This is a genomic window from Sphingomonas faeni, from assembly GCF_040407495.1.
In the GTDB taxonomy this organism is placed as follows: Bacteria; Pseudomonadota; Alphaproteobacteria; order Sphingomonadales; family Sphingomonadaceae; genus Sphingomonas; species Sphingomonas faeni_D.
On record NZ_JAPZPP010000001.1, the window covers coordinates 196,322 to 213,206 of the forward strand.

The 16,885-nt window shown below is 66.0% G+C and carries 12 protein-coding genes and 1 tRNA gene; 11 read left to right on the plus strand and 2 right to left on the minus strand.

Annotated elements, in window-relative coordinates:
* The first annotated feature begins 88 nt into the window (after nt 1-88).
* The 6 genes from O6W96_RS01000 to O6W96_RS01025 all read left to right on the plus strand — a co-directional run bounded on the left by O6W96_RS01000 (nt 89) and on the right by O6W96_RS01025 (nt 5,722).
* On the plus strand, nt 89-385 hold the full coding sequence (locus O6W96_RS01000; RefSeq protein WP_268795398.1) for an HU family DNA-binding protein: 297 nt from the start codon (nt 89-91) through the stop codon (nt 383-385).
* Nucleotides 386-452: 67 nt separating this feature from the next.
* Nucleotides 453-527: transfer RNA gene (locus tag O6W96_RS01005), tRNA-Val, on the plus strand.
* A 282-nt stretch (nt 528-809) separates the two neighbouring features.
* On the plus strand, nt 810-1,448 hold the full coding sequence (locus O6W96_RS01010) for a CerR family C-terminal domain-containing protein (protein WP_353467840.1): 639 nt from the start codon (nt 810-812) through the stop codon (nt 1,446-1,448).
* Entirely contained in the window at nt 1,445-2,626 is a 1,182-nt protein-coding gene (locus tag O6W96_RS01015; protein ID WP_353467841.1) for an HlyD family secretion protein, read from the plus strand. Before O6W96_RS01010 ends, O6W96_RS01015 begins: the two co-directional genes overlap by 4 nt.
* Nucleotide 2,627: 1 nt before the next feature.
* The gene (locus tag O6W96_RS01020) at nt 2,628-4,259 is read left to right on the plus strand and encodes a DHA2 family efflux MFS transporter permease subunit (RefSeq protein ID WP_353467842.1); all 1,632 of its coding nucleotides are present in this window, start codon (nt 2,628-2,630) and stop codon (nt 4,257-4,259) included.
* On the plus strand, nt 4,259-5,722 hold the full coding sequence (locus O6W96_RS01025) for an efflux transporter outer membrane subunit (RefSeq protein WP_353467843.1): 1,464 nt from the start codon (nt 4,259-4,261) through the stop codon (nt 5,720-5,722). Before O6W96_RS01020 ends, O6W96_RS01025 begins: the two co-directional genes overlap by 1 nt.
* A gap of 304 nt (nt 5,723-6,026) precedes the next feature.
* On the opposite strand, the gene O6W96_RS01030 is transcribed toward O6W96_RS01025, so the two are convergent.
* The gene (locus O6W96_RS01030; RefSeq protein ID WP_353467844.1) at nt 6,027-6,362 is read right to left on the minus strand and encodes a DUF6481 family protein; all 336 of its coding nucleotides are present in this window, start codon (nt 6,360-6,362) and stop codon (nt 6,027-6,029) included.
* A 298-nt stretch (nt 6,363-6,660) separates the two neighbouring features.
* Here O6W96_RS01030 and O6W96_RS01035 point away from each other — a divergent pair, with 298 nt between their 5' ends.
* Together O6W96_RS01035 and O6W96_RS01040 are read left to right on the plus strand one after the other, a co-directional pair.
* Nucleotides 6,661-8,271, plus strand: a complete 1,611-nt coding sequence (locus O6W96_RS01035) for a hypothetical protein (protein ID WP_353467845.1) — start codon at nt 6,661-6,663, stop codon at nt 8,269-8,271.
* Nucleotides 8,272-8,359: 88 nt separating this feature from the next.
* Nucleotides 8,360-11,080 (plus strand): TonB-dependent receptor domain-containing protein, encoded by a 2,721-nt coding sequence (locus O6W96_RS01040; RefSeq protein WP_353467846.1) that lies wholly within the window; start codon nt 8,360-8,362, stop codon nt 11,078-11,080.
* 169 nt (nt 11,081-11,249) lie between these two features.
* Here O6W96_RS01040 and O6W96_RS01045 read toward each other — a convergent pair whose 3' ends face one another.
* Complete coding sequence (locus tag O6W96_RS01045; RefSeq protein ID WP_353467847.1) at nt 11,250-11,906, minus strand: prolyl hydroxylase family protein; 657 nt, start codon at nt 11,904-11,906, stop codon at nt 11,250-11,252.
* Between the two features lie 179 nt (nt 11,907-12,085).
* Between O6W96_RS01045 and O6W96_RS01050 the strand changes: the two genes are divergently transcribed.
* The 3 genes from O6W96_RS01050 to O6W96_RS01060 all read left to right on the plus strand — a co-directional run bounded on the left by O6W96_RS01050 (nt 12,086) and on the right by O6W96_RS01060 (nt 16,766).
* Entirely contained in the window at nt 12,086-12,859 is a 774-nt protein-coding gene (locus tag O6W96_RS01050; RefSeq protein ID WP_353467848.1) for a type II secretion system protein N, read from the plus strand.
* Nucleotides 12,856-15,072, plus strand: coding sequence for a type II secretion system secretin GspD (gene gspD, locus O6W96_RS01055; protein ID WP_353467849.1), 2,217 nt, complete (start codon nt 12,856-12,858; stop codon nt 15,070-15,072). Before O6W96_RS01050 ends, gspD begins: the two co-directional genes overlap by 4 nt.
* A gap of 173 nt (nt 15,073-15,245) precedes the next feature.
* Nucleotides 15,246-16,766, plus strand: a complete 1,521-nt coding sequence (locus O6W96_RS01060; protein ID WP_435372160.1) for a GspE/PulE family protein — start codon at nt 15,246-15,248, stop codon at nt 16,764-16,766.
* Nucleotides 16,767-16,885 lie beyond the last annotated feature (119 nt).

Sequence of the window (16,885 nt, forward strand, 5' to 3'; positions counted from 1 at the left end):
TAAGCGACAATACGGCGGTTTCGTTTGACAGCAGACGGGGCCGCCCCATTATTGCGCGCTGATTGCGGTCGCGAGTCCATCTCGGCCGATTCGAGTTTTTCCGGGGGATTATATGAACAAGCAGGAGCTGATCGCGACGGTCGCCGATACGTCCGGTCTGGTAAAAGCCGACGCGGTCAAGGCGGTCGAGGCGGTGTTCGACGCGATCGAGGCATCGTTGAAGAAGGGCGACGAGGTTCGCCTGGTCGGTTTCGGCACGTTCTCGATCTCGAAGCGCAAGGCGTCGACCGGCCGCAATCCCCGGACCGGCGAACCGATGACGATCAAGGCCTCGACCCAGCCGAAGTTCAAGGCCGGCAAGGGCCTGAAGGACGCGGTCAACTAGGACCGGTGTCGATAGGGCTGGACAGGTGGACGGGGTCTGCCTAAAGGCCCGCTTCCGAACGAGTTTCGGGCGCGTAGCTCAGTGGTAGAGCACACCCTTCACACGGGTGGGGTCGCTGGTTCAATCCCAGCCGCGCCCACCAGATTTACGCCGGTTCCTTCGCACGAAGGGGCCGGCGTTGCTGTTTCTGGCGTCCGTCGGGGTAGTGTAATCTCGCGGCGGGCTTCGTCCCCAAAGTTCCGTCATCCTGACGAAAGTCAGGACCCAGGGTAACGGGCGTCGTACTGCCTGGCTCTGGGTCCTGACTTTCGTCAGGATGACGGGGGGCGCGCGGAAAGTCGGCGCGAGACGAAGAACGTCCCCTCCGCGCAACATGACAGCTTCTTCATTAGGCTGGTTCGTTCGATCGAACTAAACGCCGCTCGTGGTCCAGTCCCGACTCCTAGACATCGCGATCAGCGAATTCGGCACCAAGGGGCTGGAGGGAGCGAGCACGCGCGGGATCGCCGCGGCGGCGGGCACCGCGATGTCCTCGATCACCTATCATTACGGCGGCAAGGAGGGTTTGTACCTCGCGGCAGCCGATCGGATCGCCGAACGTATGTCCGCCGTGATGGGCGACCCGTCCGAACTGTCGCACGAACTTGCGGCAGACGACGTCGGCGAAGCCCGCGCCCAGATCCACCGCATCTTCGGCCGGCTCGCGGACAAGATGGCGAGCAACGAGAGCGCCGACTGGACGCTGTTCGTGCTCCGCGAACAGATGAAGCCGGGCGAGGCGTTCGAGCGGATCTATGGCGGCGTGATGGGCCAGATGGTGCGCAGGCTCAGCGACCTGATTTGCATCGCCACCGGTTGCGCCGAGATCCGCACCGGCAGGATCGCGACGATCACCTTGATGGGACAGGTCATCACGCTGCGGGCGAACCGCGCGACCTGCCTCAAACTGCTCGAGCGCGATGTGCTCGAACCCAACGACATCCTCGATATCAAGGCGCGTATCGACGCCAATATCGACGCTATTCTCGATTCGATGCGCGCTGAAGAACAGGGCCAGGCATGACCGACCAGACGAACCACTCCGACGCCAACCACGAGGACGAGGATCGCAAGTCCGATCCGAACGGCGAGGACCAGCAGTCCGATACCGAACAGCAGGACGAGCCTGACGACGACAAGGCCGACGGCGACGACAAGAAGCCGTCGGTCTTCAAGAAACCGCTTTTCTGGATCATCCTCGTCATCGTCGTCGCCGGGCTGATTATCGGCGGCGTGCTCTACTGGCTCCACGCGCGGCAGTTCGAGTCGACCGACGACGCGTTCGTCGACACGCACATCGTCCGCCTCGCGCCACAGGTCGCCGGCACGCTGGTGCAGGTCGCCGACATCGACAACCGCCATGTCGAGGCGGGCCGCCTCCTCGCTGTCATCAAGGCATCCGGCCGCGACGCGCAGGTCGCCGAGGCGCAGGCCAACGAATCGCAGGCCCGCGCACAGTTCGCGCAGGCTCAGGCTCAGGTCACCGCCGCCGAGGCGCAACGCCAGCAGGCTGCTGCACAGGCGCGCGTCCCAATGGCCGCCGCAGTAAAGGCTCAGCAGGATCTCGCGCGCTACGAGGCGTTGCTGCGGCTCGATCCAAGCGCGGTCGCCGGGCAGCAGCTCGATCAGGCGCGCGCCACCGCTCGCCAGACCGTCGCTGACGCTGCCGCCGCGCGCGAGCAGATCGACACCGCCACCGCGCAGATCAGCGTCGCCAGGAAGCAGGTCGGCGCGGCCAAGTCGGTGATCGATGCCCGTCGCGCGCAGGTCGATCAGGCGAACGTCACGATCGGCGATCTCCGCCTGACCGCGCCAGTCGCGGGGCAAGTCGTCAACCGCTCGGTCAACGTCGGCTCCTATGTCGCGCCCGGCACGCAGCTGATGGCGATCGTCCCCGACACAATGTGGGTAACGGCCAACTTCAAGGAAACGCAACTCACCCTGATGAAGATCGGCCAGCCGGTCGACATCCATGTCGACGCGTATCCCGGCGTCGATTTCAAGGGTCATGTCGACTCGATCCAGCGCGGCGCCGGCCAGGCGTTCGCCTTGCTGCCCCCGCAGAACGCGACCGGCAACTATGTGAAGGTGGTCCAGCGCGTGCCGGTCCGTATCGTGTTCGACGCGAAGAATGGCCCCGACCCGAAGCGCTATCCGATCGGCCCCGGCATGTCGGTGGTGCCGACCGTCAAGGTCCGCTGAGGTGGCAAAGGCGCCCGCTCAAAAAACTGGGGCGAAAGCTGATGCGGGCGGCGGTCACACGTGGTCGCCGAGCCGGTCGGCAGCGGGCAAGTACAGCCCGTGGCTGATCGTCGCGATCATCTCGATCCCGACCTTCATGGAGGTGCTCGACACCTCAATCGCCAACGTCGCGCTCGATCACATCTCGGGCGGGCTGTCGATCACCACCGATCAGGCGACCTGGGTTCTGACCAGCTACCTCGTCGCCAATGCGATCGTCATTCCGATCTCGGGCTGGCTGTCGGACGCGATCGGTCGAAAGCGGTATTTCCTGCTGTCGATCGCGCTGTTCACGCTTGCCTCGCTGATGTGCGGCCTTGCGCCCAATATCGCTACGCTCGTCGTCGCCCGCGTGCTGCAAGGCATCGGCGGCGGCGGCCTGGCGCCGGTCGAGCAGTCGATCCTCGCGGACACCTTCCCGCCGAAACAACGCGGGATGGCGTTCGCCGCCTTCGCGATCGTTGTCGTCGTCGGCCCCGTGCTCGGGCCGACGCTCGGCGGCTACATCGTCGAATATTCGAGCTGGCACTGGGTGTTCCTGATCAACGTCCCCGTCGGCATCGCTGCGTGGTTCCTGGTTGAGACCTTCGTCGACGAGCCGGACCAGGTGAAGAAGGACCGTGACGAGCGCTTCAAGAACGGCCTGACGATCGACTATGTCGGCGTCGCGCTGGTCGCACTCGGGCTCGGCTTCCTCGAACTCACCTTCGATCGCGGCGAGCGCGAGGACTGGTTCGCGAGCGGGTTCATCGTCATGTCGGCGATCATCGCCGCGGTGTCACTGGTCACGCTCGTGATCTGGGAGCTGAATCACAAGGACCCGGTGATCGACCTCAAGCTGATGAAGAACCGCAACTTCGCGCTGACGATCGGCGTGATGGGCGTCACCGGCATGATCCTGTTCGGCACCACGCAGCTCATTCCGCAGATGCTGCAACAGGTGCTCGGCTACAGTTCGCTCGACGCCGGCCTCGCGCTGACAGCCGGTGGTCTCGCGACGCTCGTCATGGTGCCGTTCGCGGGCCGGTTGAGCGGGCTGGTCGACGTCCGTTTCCTGCTGTTCCCGGCGTTGCTGGTGCAGGCGTTCGCGCTGTGGAACATGAGCCACCTAACTGCGGACATCGCGTTCTCCGATGCGGCGTTTGCGCGGCTGTTCCAGGCGATGGCGCTGCCGTTCCTGTTCGTGCCGATCAATGCGATCGCCTATGTCGGGCTCAAGCAGACGCAGACCGCGCAGGCGTCGAGCCTCCTCAACGTCTCGCGCAACCTCGGCGGGACGATCGGCATCTGTTTCGCGCAGACCCAGCTTGCTGGAGGGTTGCAGCGGCACCAGTCGGAACTGACCCAGACGCTCAATCCGCTCGATCCGAATTATAACGACTGGATGCAGAAGGCGACGAGCGTGTTCGGCGGGCAGGGCGATGCGACGACGCCGTTGGCCGTTCTCTACAGCCAGATGCAGCGGCAGGCGACGATGCTTGCGTTCCTCGACGTGTTCCGCGCGATGATGGTGGTCGTGCTGTGCGTCGCGCCACTGGTTCTATTCATGCGCTCCGGCAAGACCGGCGGCGCCCCCTCGGGAGGGATGCATTGATGCGTGCGCGGTTCATGGTGGTTGCGGTTGCGGCCCTGCTCGCGGGGTGCACCGTCGGCCCGAACTACACCCCGCCGGAGATGGCGGTGCCGCCGGCGTTCGTCGGTCCGCAAGCGAGCGTTGGTACTTCGGTTGACCCAGCACGCTGGTGGTCCGCGTTCGGCGATCCGCAGCTGGACGGCCTCGTCGAGCGCGCGCTGAAGGGCAATCCCGACATCGCCATCGCCGCCTCGCGCGTACGCCAAGCACGGTTGCAGGAGATCGTCGCACGCTCGCAAGGGTTGCCGAGCGTCAACGCCAGCGCCAGCCCGAGCCATGTCGAGTTCAGCAAGAATGCCGGCCTCTCGTCGATCGCGCGTGCGTTCAGCGGCGGTACTGGGGCAGGCGGCACCGGCTCGACCGGCGGCATCGCTCTCCCTGGCAGCGGGATCACGACGTACTCGGTCGGGTTCGACGCGAGCTGGGAGCTCGACCTGTTCGGCGGCGTCCGGCGCAGCACCGAGGGTGCGCGGGCACGGACCGAAGCTGCGGTCTGGTCGAAACGCGACGCGGCGGTGACGCTCGCGGCGGAAGTCGCGCAGGCGTATTTCGCGCTGCGGCTCGACCAGGCGCAGATCGCGACGATCGAGGGCGAGATCGTCCGCCAGCGTCGTGCGCTCGAGATCGCGGGCAACACGGCCAAGGTGGGCCTCGTCCCGCCGATCGACGTTACCCGCCAGCGCGCCTCGATCACCTCGACCGAAGCGCGCGCCGAACCGGTCCGTGCCGATGTCGACGTCCGTATGCACGCGCTAGCGATCCTGCTCGGCGAGCCACCCGCGACGCTGATGGCCGAACTCGCAGTACCTTCGGTCGCACCGCTCGCCGTGCCGACCATCCCAGCCGGGTTGCCCTCGGAGCTGTTGCGCCGCCGCCCCGACATCCGCGCGGCCGAACGTGATCTTGCGGCGTCGACTGCGGATATCGGTGTGGCGGTGGCGGATATGTATCCGAAGTTCAGCCTGACCGGCATGAGCCAGCTGATCTCGACTGCACTCGGCAATCTGTTTTCGGGTGATAGCCTCCAGCTGACCGCCTCCGGTGCGGCGCAGTTCCCGTTGCTCGACTGGGGCCGGCGCAAGTCGACCGTGAAGTCGCGTGAGGAGGACCGCGAGCAGGCGTATCTGCGGTATCGGTCGACCGTGTTGCAGGCGTTGCGCGACGTCGAGGATCCGCTCGCACAGATCGCTGCCGAGCGGAGGCGGAACGCGGCTCTGCAGCGGGCGGTGGTCGATGCGCAGAGCAGCGCGAAGGCGGCGGAGTCGCAGTACCGGACCGGCTTCGTGGCGCAGACGACGCTGCTGAACGCGGAGACGGACGTGCTGACGGCGCGGGAACAGCTGGTGTCGAGCGATGCACAGTTGCGGCAGCTTACGGTAGCGTTGTTCAAGGCGCTGGGGGGGGGGTGGGAGCAAGCGGAGTAGGGGCCGCTTCAACCCTTCTGTTACGCACACTTAGTTGTTCTCCCGCGAAGGCGGGAGCCCAGTCTGGGCTCCCGCCTTCGCGGGAGAACAAGCTAGTTAGTGGGTTGCGCCCGTTCCAGAAGCACTACCCTGGCGAAGGCCGCGGCCCAATTGGGAAACGTCGGTAACGTAGGTGTGCGCTTCATCACTGCGACCTTGCCGACTGGGCCCCGGCCTTCGCCGGGTGGTAGTTTTTTTCGGCAGGTGCTTTCAGCGAGCAGTCGTTTAATCAGAAAACAAGGGCGGCCAAACGACCGCCCTAAGATCACTTCTTCTTGTTCTTCCGCGCCGCATACTTCGCGTCACGAATCGCCTTCTTCTCCGCATCGGTAAGCTCGACCTTAGCCTCGGCCTCGCGCTTCTTCGCAGCAGCGGCCTCGGCTTCGGCCTTCTTCACAGCCTTCGCCTCATCCTCTGCAGCACGCTTGGCGGCGCGCTTCTCGCGCTCGGCCAGTTCCTTGGCCTCACGCGCGGCAAGACGCTCGGCGGAAACCGCTTCGTCGATCGGCGGCTTGGCGCGCAGCGCTTCGAGCGCCTTCTGCTTGGCGGCGGCTGCGCTGCTCGTGCGGTCCTGGAAACTGGGGTCCTTGAAAGAGGCCATTGTCGTCGAATAATCCTGTAATGATGGTCTGGCCACGCAGTCGCAGGGATGCGCCGCGGGTGACTCTGGCAGCGCCTGTAAATCATCGCGCGCCGGATCGGAAGAGATGTGTTCGAAAGCGCCGGTTTCAACCCGTGCCGCTCCAGCGGTGTCATTGATCCGTCACATCATGGTCACGCAAGCGTCATCCAAATCGCATCGTAACGTCACGCGCTCCGCATAGTCGGCTAATCGAGGTCGGCAGGGGGGAGCCTGAGTCGATCCATCAGATCAACGATTTCGACCGGGAGTCTCTCGAATGACCATCTTCAAGCGCACGAGTCTTGTTCTGCTCGCCGGCACCGCCTGTCTCGCCTTGTCGGCCTGCGATGGCGCGGACAGCGTTGCCTCGCCGGGCGAGGGCGTCATCGTCGTTCCGGGTACGCCGACGCCGAGCCCGAGCCCGAGCCCGACCCCTTCGCCGACCCCGACGCCGGCCCCAGGCACGCCTGCAACGTCGTGCCCGAGCGGCACCACCGATGTCGGCATCCTCGGCAATTACCGCTCGTGCCGCCTGCCGTCGCTGATCACCTCTGCCTTGAGCCTGCCGAAGGTCGCGGGCGTCGCCTACGAGATCAACGGCCGCGTCGATGTCGGTGTCGACATCGGTGGCGCCGGCACCGCACCGGCGGGCATCGCCACCACGCTGACGATCGCTGCCGGTTCGCTGATCTATGCCAACACCACCAACGCGGATAACGACTATATGGTCGTCAACCGCGGTTCGAAGCTGATCGCCGAGGGCACCGAGACGCAGCCGATCATCTTCACCGCGCAGGCGAACCTGACCGGCGGCGTCACCGACGAGTCGCAGGGCCTGTGGGGCGGCATCATCCTGGCCGGTCGTGCGCCGATCTCGAACTGCAACAACACCGTCCCCGGCGGTAACGCAGCCTGCGAAAACGTCGTCGAGGGCACCAGCACCGCATTGTACGGCGGCGCGATCCCGACCGACAGCAGCGGTACCGTCCGCTACGTGCAGATCCGCTATTCGGGTACCGTCATCAGCCCGAACAACGAGCTTCAGGGCTTGACGCTTGGCGGCACTGGGTCCGGCACGGTTCTCGACCACATCCAGATCCACAACAGCTCGGACGATGGCATCGAGATCTTCGGGGGTCGCAGCAACCTGCGCTATCTGGCGATCACCGGCGCGGATGACGACGGCCTGGATACCGATGTCGGCTGGCAGGGTTTCGTGCAGTTCGTGCTCGCGATCCAGAAGCCGACCAACCCGCAGACCGACAACTACTCGACCGAGATCGACTCGAACGGCTCTGAAGATGCCTTGCCGCGCCAGGCCTACAACCTCGCCAACTTCACCTTCATCCAGACCTCGACCGCGACCAACGCGGCGATCCGTCTGCGTGGTGGTGCCGATGCGACCTTCGTCAACGGCATCGTCAGCAACCCGGGCAGCGCATGCCTGAACGTCATCGCCGGTGCCGATGCAGGCGGTAAGACGACCATCCGTCCGGCCAGCACGACGCTGGAAGACAAGGGCCCGCCGGTATTCAACTCGGTCGTGTTCAGCTGCCTGACGCCGTACGCGACGACCACCGTCAACGGCATCACCGTGACGACCGACGAGCAGCAGGCCCTCTTCCGCGCCGGCACCAACAACACCGAGAGCGCGGCCGTCGGTTCGGCCGTCACGGGTACGTTCCTGCCAGCCGGCGTGTCGACGACGACTACTGCGTTCAACGCGGCGACGCTCAACCCGTCGGGCACCTCGTTCCTCGTGAACACGAGCTATGTCGGTGCGGTCAACGGCACCACCGACACCTGGTATCGTGGTTGGACCTGCAACTCGAACCGCGCGAGCTTCGGTACGACCAGCAGCGCCTGCATCGCGCTGCCGACCAGCTGACACCGACGCAAGCCTGAGGCTGCGCGGAGGGCGGGGGCCCGCCGCGCAGCCTTTTACCTACCGAATTCCTCTTGTTGCCGGGGCAGCCATGAAGTCATCCGTTCTCGTCTCCGTCCTGCTCGCGACGACGACACTCGTCCCGGCGCAGTCGTTCGCGCAAAGCGCTCCGGCCGGCAGCGTCGTCTCGCCGCAGGCGGGCACGCCGGTCGAGGACCGTGCCAACCCGGCGGCAGAGGCCGCGCAAACGCAGGAGCAGGTCGAGATTTCAACTCCCGGCGGCAATTCGGGCGGTGAAGACATCGTCGTCATCGGCCGCAACGTGCCCAACGCGGTGCGCGCCACCGCCGAAGTCGTCAACGTGCTGTCGTCCGCCGATATCGCGCGGACCGGCGAAGGCGACATCGCCGGCGCACTTCAGCGCGTGACCGGGCTATCGGTGGTCGGCAACGGCCTGGTCTATGTGCGTGGTCTCGGCGATCGTTACTCGTCGTCGCTGCTCAACGGATCGCCGCTGCCATCGCCCGAGCCACTGCGCCGCGTCGTCCCGCTCGACATCTTCCCGACCAACGTGATCGCGTCGGCGGTCGTCCAGAAGAGCTATTCGGTCAATTACTCGGGTGAGTTCGGCGGCGGCGTCATCAACCTGACGACCAAGGCGGTTCCGGAAAAGACGTTCTTCCAGTTCGGCGGCTCGGTCGGCGCGGACACCGTCACGACCAGCGAACTCGGCTATGTCTATGATGGCGGCAAGCACGACTGGACCGGCTTCGACAGCGGCGAGCGCAAGGTGCCCGGCTTCATCAAGACGGCAGGCGCGGACGGCACGTCGCTGACCGGCGCGCAGATCACCGCGCTGTCGAACGCCAAGACGACCCTGCTGCAACAGAACAACCAGATCCCGGCCAATCTGTCGGGCGAGACCAGCTTCGGCACGTCGGTCGATATCGGCAGCACGCGCGTCGGCGTGATCGCCGCCGCCGGAATCAGCAACACGTGGCGGACGCGCGACACGCTCCAGCAGTCGACCGACGACGTCGGCGGCATCCTCACGCGCGACTTCCGCACCGTGCTGACCGACAACCGGTCGATCATCAACGGCCTGCTCGGCCTTGGCGCGGAATTCGGCGAGAACAAGATCCGCTGGACCAACCTCTACATCCACGACACGCTGAAACAGGGTCGTCTCAGCACCGGCTCGACCTCGAACATCGGCGACATCGCCGGCATCCAGCCGTTCATCGTCCAGAACACCAGCTGGTTCGAACGCCAGCTGATCGACACGCAGCTGGTCGGCGAGTTCAAGTTCGGCGACTTCGCACTCGATACCCGCGGCAGCTATGCCAAGACCGAGCGCAACTCGCCGTACGAGCGCCAGTTCACCTATCAGTACAATGCGAACGTCGGGGACTACACCAACAACCTCAGCGGCTTGCAGAGCGCAACGGTGGCGTTCAGCGAACTCGACGAGACGTTGTGGTCGGGTCAGGCCAACCTCACCTGGAACGTGCCGTTCGACCGGCCGTTCGCGCTGTCGGTCGGCTATGCGTACAGCGACACCGATCGCACTTCGAGCCGCTACACCTTCCGCTACCAGACCGCGGGCAACGTCGCGCTGAACGACGCGGTCGCGCAGCAGCGTCCCGATTTCCTGCTGTCGGACTTCAATCTCCAGACCTATGGCATCGGCCTCGCCAACACCTGCGTCGCACCAACCTGCGCACCGACTTATGACGCGTCGCTGCGGATCCATGGTGCCTATGCCCAAGTCGAGGGCGAGATCGTCGACGGCCTGCGCGCCAATGTCGGCATCCGCTACGAGGACGCCCTGGAGACTGTGCTGCCGGGCGGTGGCGCAGGCGTGTCGTTCGCCCAGACCAACCTCGCGCGGTCCTACTGGCTTCCCGCCGTCACGGTGACGTGGAACTTCGCGGCCGACATGCAGATCCGCGGGCATATGTCGAAGACGCTGGCCCGGCCGCAGTTCCGCGAGCTCGCCCCGCAGCTATACCAGGATTTCGAGAGCGATCGCCTGTTCTTCGGCAACCCGTTCCTCACCGATTCGCAGCTATATAACGGTGAACTGCGCTACGAATGGTATTTCGCGCGCGACCAGAAGTTCAATCTCGCGGGCTTCTACAAGCGCATCGACAACCCGATCGAGGCGGTCGCGTTCTTCCCGGCAGGCAGCGACACGCTCCAGACCGGCTTCGCCAACGCCCCGCGCGCGAACCTGTACGGTGGCGAGGTCGAGCTGCAGAAATACATCCCGCTCGACGGGCTGGGCGACGGTTTCTTCGCGACGCGCCGTCTCGTCGCGATCGCCAACTACACCTACACGCATTCCGAACTGAAAATCGGCGACCAGCTGATTGCCAGCCCGATCCAGGGCAACGGCACTACCGCCAGCCTGCGTCCCGCCAACGTGCTGTTCCAGGACGGTGCGGCACTGACCGGCCAGTCGGATCACCTCGTCAACCTGCAGCTCGGAATCGAGGACAAGGCGAGCCTGTCGCAGCTGACGTTGCTGTTCAATTACGCCAGCGACCGCGTAACCAACCGCGGTCCGGTCGGCGGTGGTGGTGGTATTCGTCTACCCGATCTGATCGAGAAACCCGGCATCCGCTTCGACGTCGTCGCACGCCAGGGCATCGCAGTGGCGGGCAAGCAGATCGAGATGAAGTTCGAGGCGCGCAACCTGACCGGCACGGGCTACCGCGAGTACCAGACGTTTTCTAACGGCGCCGAAGTCGACATCAACCGCTACAAGCTAGGCCGGGTGTTCACGCTGGGCGCGAGCGTGCAATTCTAAGGGCGTCCTGTTTTGAATCTGCAATCCTCCCCCGCCAGGGGGAGGTGGCACCGAAGGTGTCGGAGGGGGAGGACACGGAGTAGACGTAACCCTTTCCGCCCCCTCCGTCTGGCAACTGCCAGCCACCCCCCCCCTGGCGGGGGAGGATCAGTCGTGGACGTCGACCCTCCTACCCCCACGCCTTCTCCCGAAACCATTTGGTGATCACGTACTTGACCCCCGCGCGCACCTTCATCCCATGATGCAGCGTTGCCGCATTCAGGCTCCCGTCCGCGCGTCGGTTGTTCCACGCGAGCAGCTTGCCCGTCTCCGGCTGCACGATCTTGTCGATCGCCTTGAACCGCGTCGCGCCGCCGGCCTCGGGTTGATTGAGGTAGATCATGACGGTCCACGTTCGATTGCCCGCGACCCCGCAATAACGCTGATAATCAACGCCGTTCGGCTCAAAATAATCGGTGTGTCCCTTGAACTCCTGCCCGACTGCGTAGCGCTGCCCCTGGAGCGGTTCGCCGTACACCGGGTCGAGTCCGGTCAGTGCCGCGATCCTGCGCTCGACCTCCATCGCGGCCGGATCGAGCGGAGACAGATCGCCCGTCTCGCTGGTCCGATAGTTCGCATCTCCATTCGAATCGGAGATCGTCGACGGCCGTCGCACCGCGTCGATCTGTTCGATCAACGCCGCGCACAGATCCGGCGGCAGAAAGTCGCGCCGCACGAACAGATCGAGCTTGGGGCTCGGGACTCGCTGCACGCCGGGCACGGACAGCCGCGCTATGATCGCTTCGGGCGGCAGGCCAGAGCCACTGGACGGAATTTGTTCGGGCATGATCGTCTTCTGCCAACCCGCGACGCGCGGCGCTACCCCGCCCGACACACGGAATCGACGCGCAAGCCATTGACGCGGAATTGTAACATGGCATGCCTAGGCGACGAGATGCGGGAAATTGGGGTGGGTCGCGGATGCGATTGAAGCTGGACGCGCGGGCGCGCCGTATCTTGCGGCGTATGCCCGTCGTGAATGTCTATAGTGTCGTCGAACTCGCGCTGCTGGCCGGGCTGGCGGTGCAGTGCGCGCGGCTCGCCTGGACGATCGTGACGCCGATCACCCCGCTCGGCGACTGGCGCCCGGCCGCGCCGATGGTAGTCGGCTCGCCCGCCGACATCCTGCGCGGCTTCGATCCGTTCTTCCGTCTCGGCGGCGCTCCCGGCGCGCCTGCCACGGTAACGTCGCTCCAGCTCACTTTGTTCGGCACGCGTATGGACGAGGCGATGGGCCGCAGTTCGGCGATCATCGCCGGCCCCGACGGCGTGCAGCAGAGCGTGGCGATCGGCGACGAGATCCAGCCCGGCGTGCGGCTGAAAGCGGTCGCGTTCGACCATGTGACGATCGACCGCGGCGGCGCCGAAGAGGACCTGTTCCTCGATCAGTCCGGCGCGGTCACCCCGGTGGTTCCCGGCGCGGCACCCGCAGGCGCGCCAGCCCCGGCCGTCGGTATTCCCGTCGCCCAGCTTCGCAGCGAGATCGGCTTCATACCCCGCATCGACGGCGGTCGGATCAGCGGGCTTACCGTCCGCGCCCAAGGCACCGGCAACGCGTTCCGCTCGGCCGGGCTCAAGGACGGCGATGTCGTCACCTCGATCGGCGGGCGCCCGGTTTCCGGACCCGGCGATCTCGACCGCATCGCCAAGGATTTCGCGGGCGGCGGCAACGTCCCCATCACCGTAGAACGCGGCCAGGACACCCTGCCGCTCGCCATCACGATCGCGCCACCCCAATGAAAAAGCTTCTTCTCGGCCCCGTCGTGGCGCTCGCACTTGTGGCCAGCGCCCATGCGCAGACCACGCTCAACGTCCGCGACGCCGACATCCGCGCGTTCATCGCCGACGCCGCCAAGGTGACGGGCCGTACCTTCATCATCGACAACCGTGTCGCCGGCAAGGTGACCGTCGTCACCGATCGTCCGCTGTCGCGCTCCGAATATTTCGAGGTTTTCCTCTCGACGCTGCGTGCCAACGGCCTCGTCGCGGTGCCGACCTCGAACGGCGCGTTCCGCGTCCAGCCGCTCGACAACGCCGCCTCGCAACCGAGCCGGATCGGCGTCGCGGGCGCCGCGCGCAACAGCTACGTCACCGAGATCATCCGCCTCCGCGCGATCGACGCGCAATCCGCCGTCGAGACGGTTCGCCCGCTAGTCAGCGCGCAGGGTTCGGTCAGCGCGAACCGTGGCGGCAACAGCCTCGTCGTGGTCGATTTCGCCGACAACATCCGCCGCATCCGTGAAGTCCTCCGCCGGATCGACACAGATACGTCCTCCACCCGCGTCGTCGCGCTGAAGAACGCGAGTGCCAAGGAGATCGCGACTGCGCTCCAGGGGCTGATCGGCGCGGGCACCGGCGGTGGTCAAGGCGGGCAGGGCGGTGGCGCCGGTTCCGGTCCCAGCGCTTCGGTGGTCGCGGTCGAGGGCTCCAACGCGGTCGCCTTGCGCGGCGATCCGACCACCGTCGCCCGCCTCGCGCAGGTCGCCGCCGACCTCGACCAGAAGGCGCGTAACGGCACGGAGATCAAGGTCGTGTTCCTCGAGAACGCCGACGCCGAGCAATTGCTGCCGGTGCTCCAGGAACTCGTCGGCCAGACTCCGACGCAGCCCGTCCAGACGGCGTTGTCGCGCTCGAACTTCGGATCGAGCAGCACCAACGGCGCGTCCGGCGGCCAGTCGAACTTCTCGCAACCTCAGATTCCGCAATCCGGACCGTCGCCGAGCGGCGGCAGCGGTGGATCGGGTCAGGCCGCGATCACGTCTGCTGGCAGGTCGGCCGTGGTCGTCACACGCTTTGCCGGTGCCAACGCGATTGTCATCGCCGCGCCCGCCGAGATCCAGCGTCAGCTGAACGAGGTCGTCCGCCAACTCGACACTCGCCGCGAACAGGTACTCGTCGAGGCGATCGTCGCCGAGGTCTCCGATTCGACCGCACGCACGCTCGGCGCACAGTTCATCGTCGGCGACCCGAGCGGCGGCGCTTTCGGCGCGTCGACCTTTTCGAATTCCGCGCCCAACATCCTCCAGATCGCGGGCGCGATCGGCGCACGCTCGATCGGCGGCAACGGCACGACGGTCGTCGCGCCCGACGGCACGCGCACCGAAACGAACACGCCCAATGCTGCGGCGGACGCGCTGCAGCAGTCTGCGATCGCGTCGATCCTCGCGGCTACTGGCGGCTTTGGCGGGTTCGGCGGCAAGATCGGCAGCACGTTCTTCGGCGCGATCATCAACGCGGTGAAGAGCGATACGACGTCCAACCTGCTCCAGGTCCCGCACCTCGTCACGCTCGACAACCAGGAGGCGCACAGCCTCGTCGGGCAGGAGATTCCGATCACCACGGGGCAGGCGCTCAGTACCAATTTCGACAACGCCTTCCGCACCACGCAGCGCCAGAATGTCGGCATCGAGCTGACCGTACGGCCGCAGGTGAACTCAAGCGGGACGGTGAAGCTCAATCTCCGCCTCGAAGTCAGCTCGATCGCCGGCCCGGTGTCGAGCGACAATAGCGACCTGATCCTCAACAAGCGCGAGGTCGAGACTGTCCGCACCGTCGACGACGGCCAGATCGCGGTGATCAGCGGCCTGCTCGACGACAATGAACGCCGCACGATCGAGAAGATCCCGCTGCTCGGCGACCTCCCCGTGCTCGGGCATCTGTTCACCTCGAAGGCGAAGCAGCGGTCGAAGACCAACCTGATGATCTTCATCCGCCCGACGATCCTGCGCACCGCCGAGGACAGCCGGAAGCTGACCGAGCAGCGCTACGGCTATGTCCGCCTGCAACAGGGTCTGCAGGAGCCGGGCGCCGAGCCGTCGATCGACCAGCTCGTCCGCGATTACATGGGCGCCGCCCCGCCGATCCCGAGCGCGCCGATCCCCGGCAGCATCGAAGATCCGCGCATCGCGGTGCCGGTACGCACCTCGACGATGGTCGTGCGACCAAAGAAATGATCATCCGCGAAGGCCACGAGATCGACGCAACTTCTCCCCTCCCGCAAGCGGGAGGGGCCGGGGGTGGGCTCGCGCTTTCCTCGAATGACACGTTCGAAGAAGGCGGGAGACTTGCGCTAACCTCCAGCGACACGTTCGACGTAGAGCGCGAGCCCACCCCCAACCCCTCCCGCTTGCGGGAGGGGGGTGAGATAGACCTCCCCCAGATCACCATCCCCTACGCCTTCGCCCGGAAGTTCGGCGTCGTCGTCGACCACACCGACACCGACTCGCACCTCACGATCGCGATGCGCGCCGGTGCAGACCCGAAAGTTCTGCTCGAACTCCGCCGCTACCTCGCCCGCCCGTTCGACGTCACCTTCGTCGAACAGGTCGCGTTCGACCGCCTCCTGTCGAACGTCTACGCGATGGACGGCCAGGCCAACGCGCTCGCGGCGGTAGGCATGGGCGACGAACTCGACCTGCTCGCCGGCGACATGCCGACCGCGGAGGACCTGCTCGACACCGCCGACGACGCCCCCGCTATCCGTCTCATCAACGGCATCATCGCCGACGCCGCACGCAACGGCGTGTCGGACATCCACATCGAACCGTACGAGTCCGGCCTTGTCGTCCGCATGCGCATCGACGGCGTGCTCCGCGAAACGCTGCGCATGCCGCCCAACGTCGCCCCGGTGGTGGTCAGCCGTATCAAAGTGATGGCGCGCCTCGACATCGCCGAGCGCCGCGTCCCGCAGGATGGCCGCATGGGGCTGACGTTAGGGGGCAAGCTGCTCGACGTCCGTGTCTCGACGCTGCCGAGCCGCGCTGGCGAACGCGTGGTGCTGCGTATCCTCGACAAGGAAAACGCCGGCATCGATCTCGAAGCGCTCGGTTTGCCGCCCGCATTGTTCGCGCTGCTCAACGAAGCGCTGAGCGAGCCCAACGGCATCATCCTCGTCACCGGCCCGACCGGTTCGGGCAAGACCACCTCGCTCTACGCCGCGCTCCGCCTGCTTAACGACGGCAGCCGCAACATCCTCACCGTCGAGGACCCGGTCGAATATGCCGTCGACGGGGTTGGCCAGACCCAGGTCAACCCGAAGGTCGGCCTGACCTTCGCGGCGGGCCTGCGCGCGATCCTGCGCCAGGATCCCGACGTCGTCATGGTCGGCGAAATCCGCGATCGCGAGACCGCCGAGATTGCCGTGCAGGCATCGCTGACCGGCCATCTCGTGCTGTCGACGGTCCACACCAACGACGCGATCGGCGCGATCACGCGCATGCGCGACATGAAGGTCGAGAGCTTTCTGCTCGCCTCGACGCTGCGTGCGGTGATCGCGCAACGGCTCGTTCGCCGGCTCTGCCCGACGTGCCGCAAGGCCGTCCCCGCGTCGGACACGGTCGCGCCGCTGCTCGGCATCGCCTCCGATGCGATCGTCTACGTCGCGCAAGGCTGCGAAGACTGCAACCAGACCGGCTACAAGGGTCGCATCGGCGTCTTCGAAGCCGTCCGCATCGACGACACGATCCGCCGCCTGATCAACACTGACGGCCACGAATCGGAAATAACCGCGCACGCGTTCGCGAAGTCGCCGAACCTAGCCCAGTCGGCGCGCGACCTAGTCCTCTCAGGCCAAACCACCGCCGAAGAAGCCGTTCGCGTATCCCGCCGCGACACGACCGAAGTCGCGCCCGAGGTGGCAGATGCGTAACGCCTCTTCCCCCCTCCCTGAATGGGAGGGGCCGGGGGTGGGTAGGCCCGCTCGGGCCACCGCCGCCCGCCTAACAAGGCGACCCACCCCCAACCCCTCCCTTCCAGGGAGGGGAGCAC

Excerpts from the sequence above, each read along its gene's own strand:
- O6W96_RS01035 (WP_353467845.1), top strand. The coding sequence starts at position 6,661 with ATGACCATCTTCAAGCGCACGAGTCTTGTTCTGCTCGCCGGCACCGCC.
- O6W96_RS01045 (WP_353467847.1), bottom strand. The coding sequence starts at position 11,906 with ATGCCCGAACAAATTCCGTCCAGTGGCTCTGGCCTGCCGCCCGAAGCG.
- O6W96_RS01025 (WP_353467843.1), top strand. The coding sequence starts at position 4,259 with ATGCGTGCGCGGTTCATGGTGGTTGCGGTTGCGGCCCTGCTCGCGGGG.
- O6W96_RS01050 (WP_353467848.1), top strand. The coding sequence starts at position 12,086 with ATGCCCGTCGTGAATGTCTATAGTGTCGTCGAACTCGCGCTGCTGGCC.
- O6W96_RS01030 (WP_353467844.1), bottom strand. The coding sequence starts at position 6,362 with ATGGCCTCTTTCAAGGACCCCAGTTTCCAGGACCGCACGAGCAGCGCA.
- O6W96_RS01040 (WP_353467846.1), top strand. The coding sequence starts at position 8,360 with ATGAAGTCATCCGTTCTCGTCTCCGTCCTGCTCGCGACGACGACACTC.
- gspD (WP_353467849.1), top strand. The coding sequence starts at position 12,856 with ATGAAAAAGCTTCTTCTCGGCCCCGTCGTGGCGCTCGCACTTGTGGCC.
- O6W96_RS01015 (WP_353467841.1), top strand. The coding sequence starts at position 1,445 with ATGACCGACCAGACGAACCACTCCGACGCCAACCACGAGGACGAGGAT.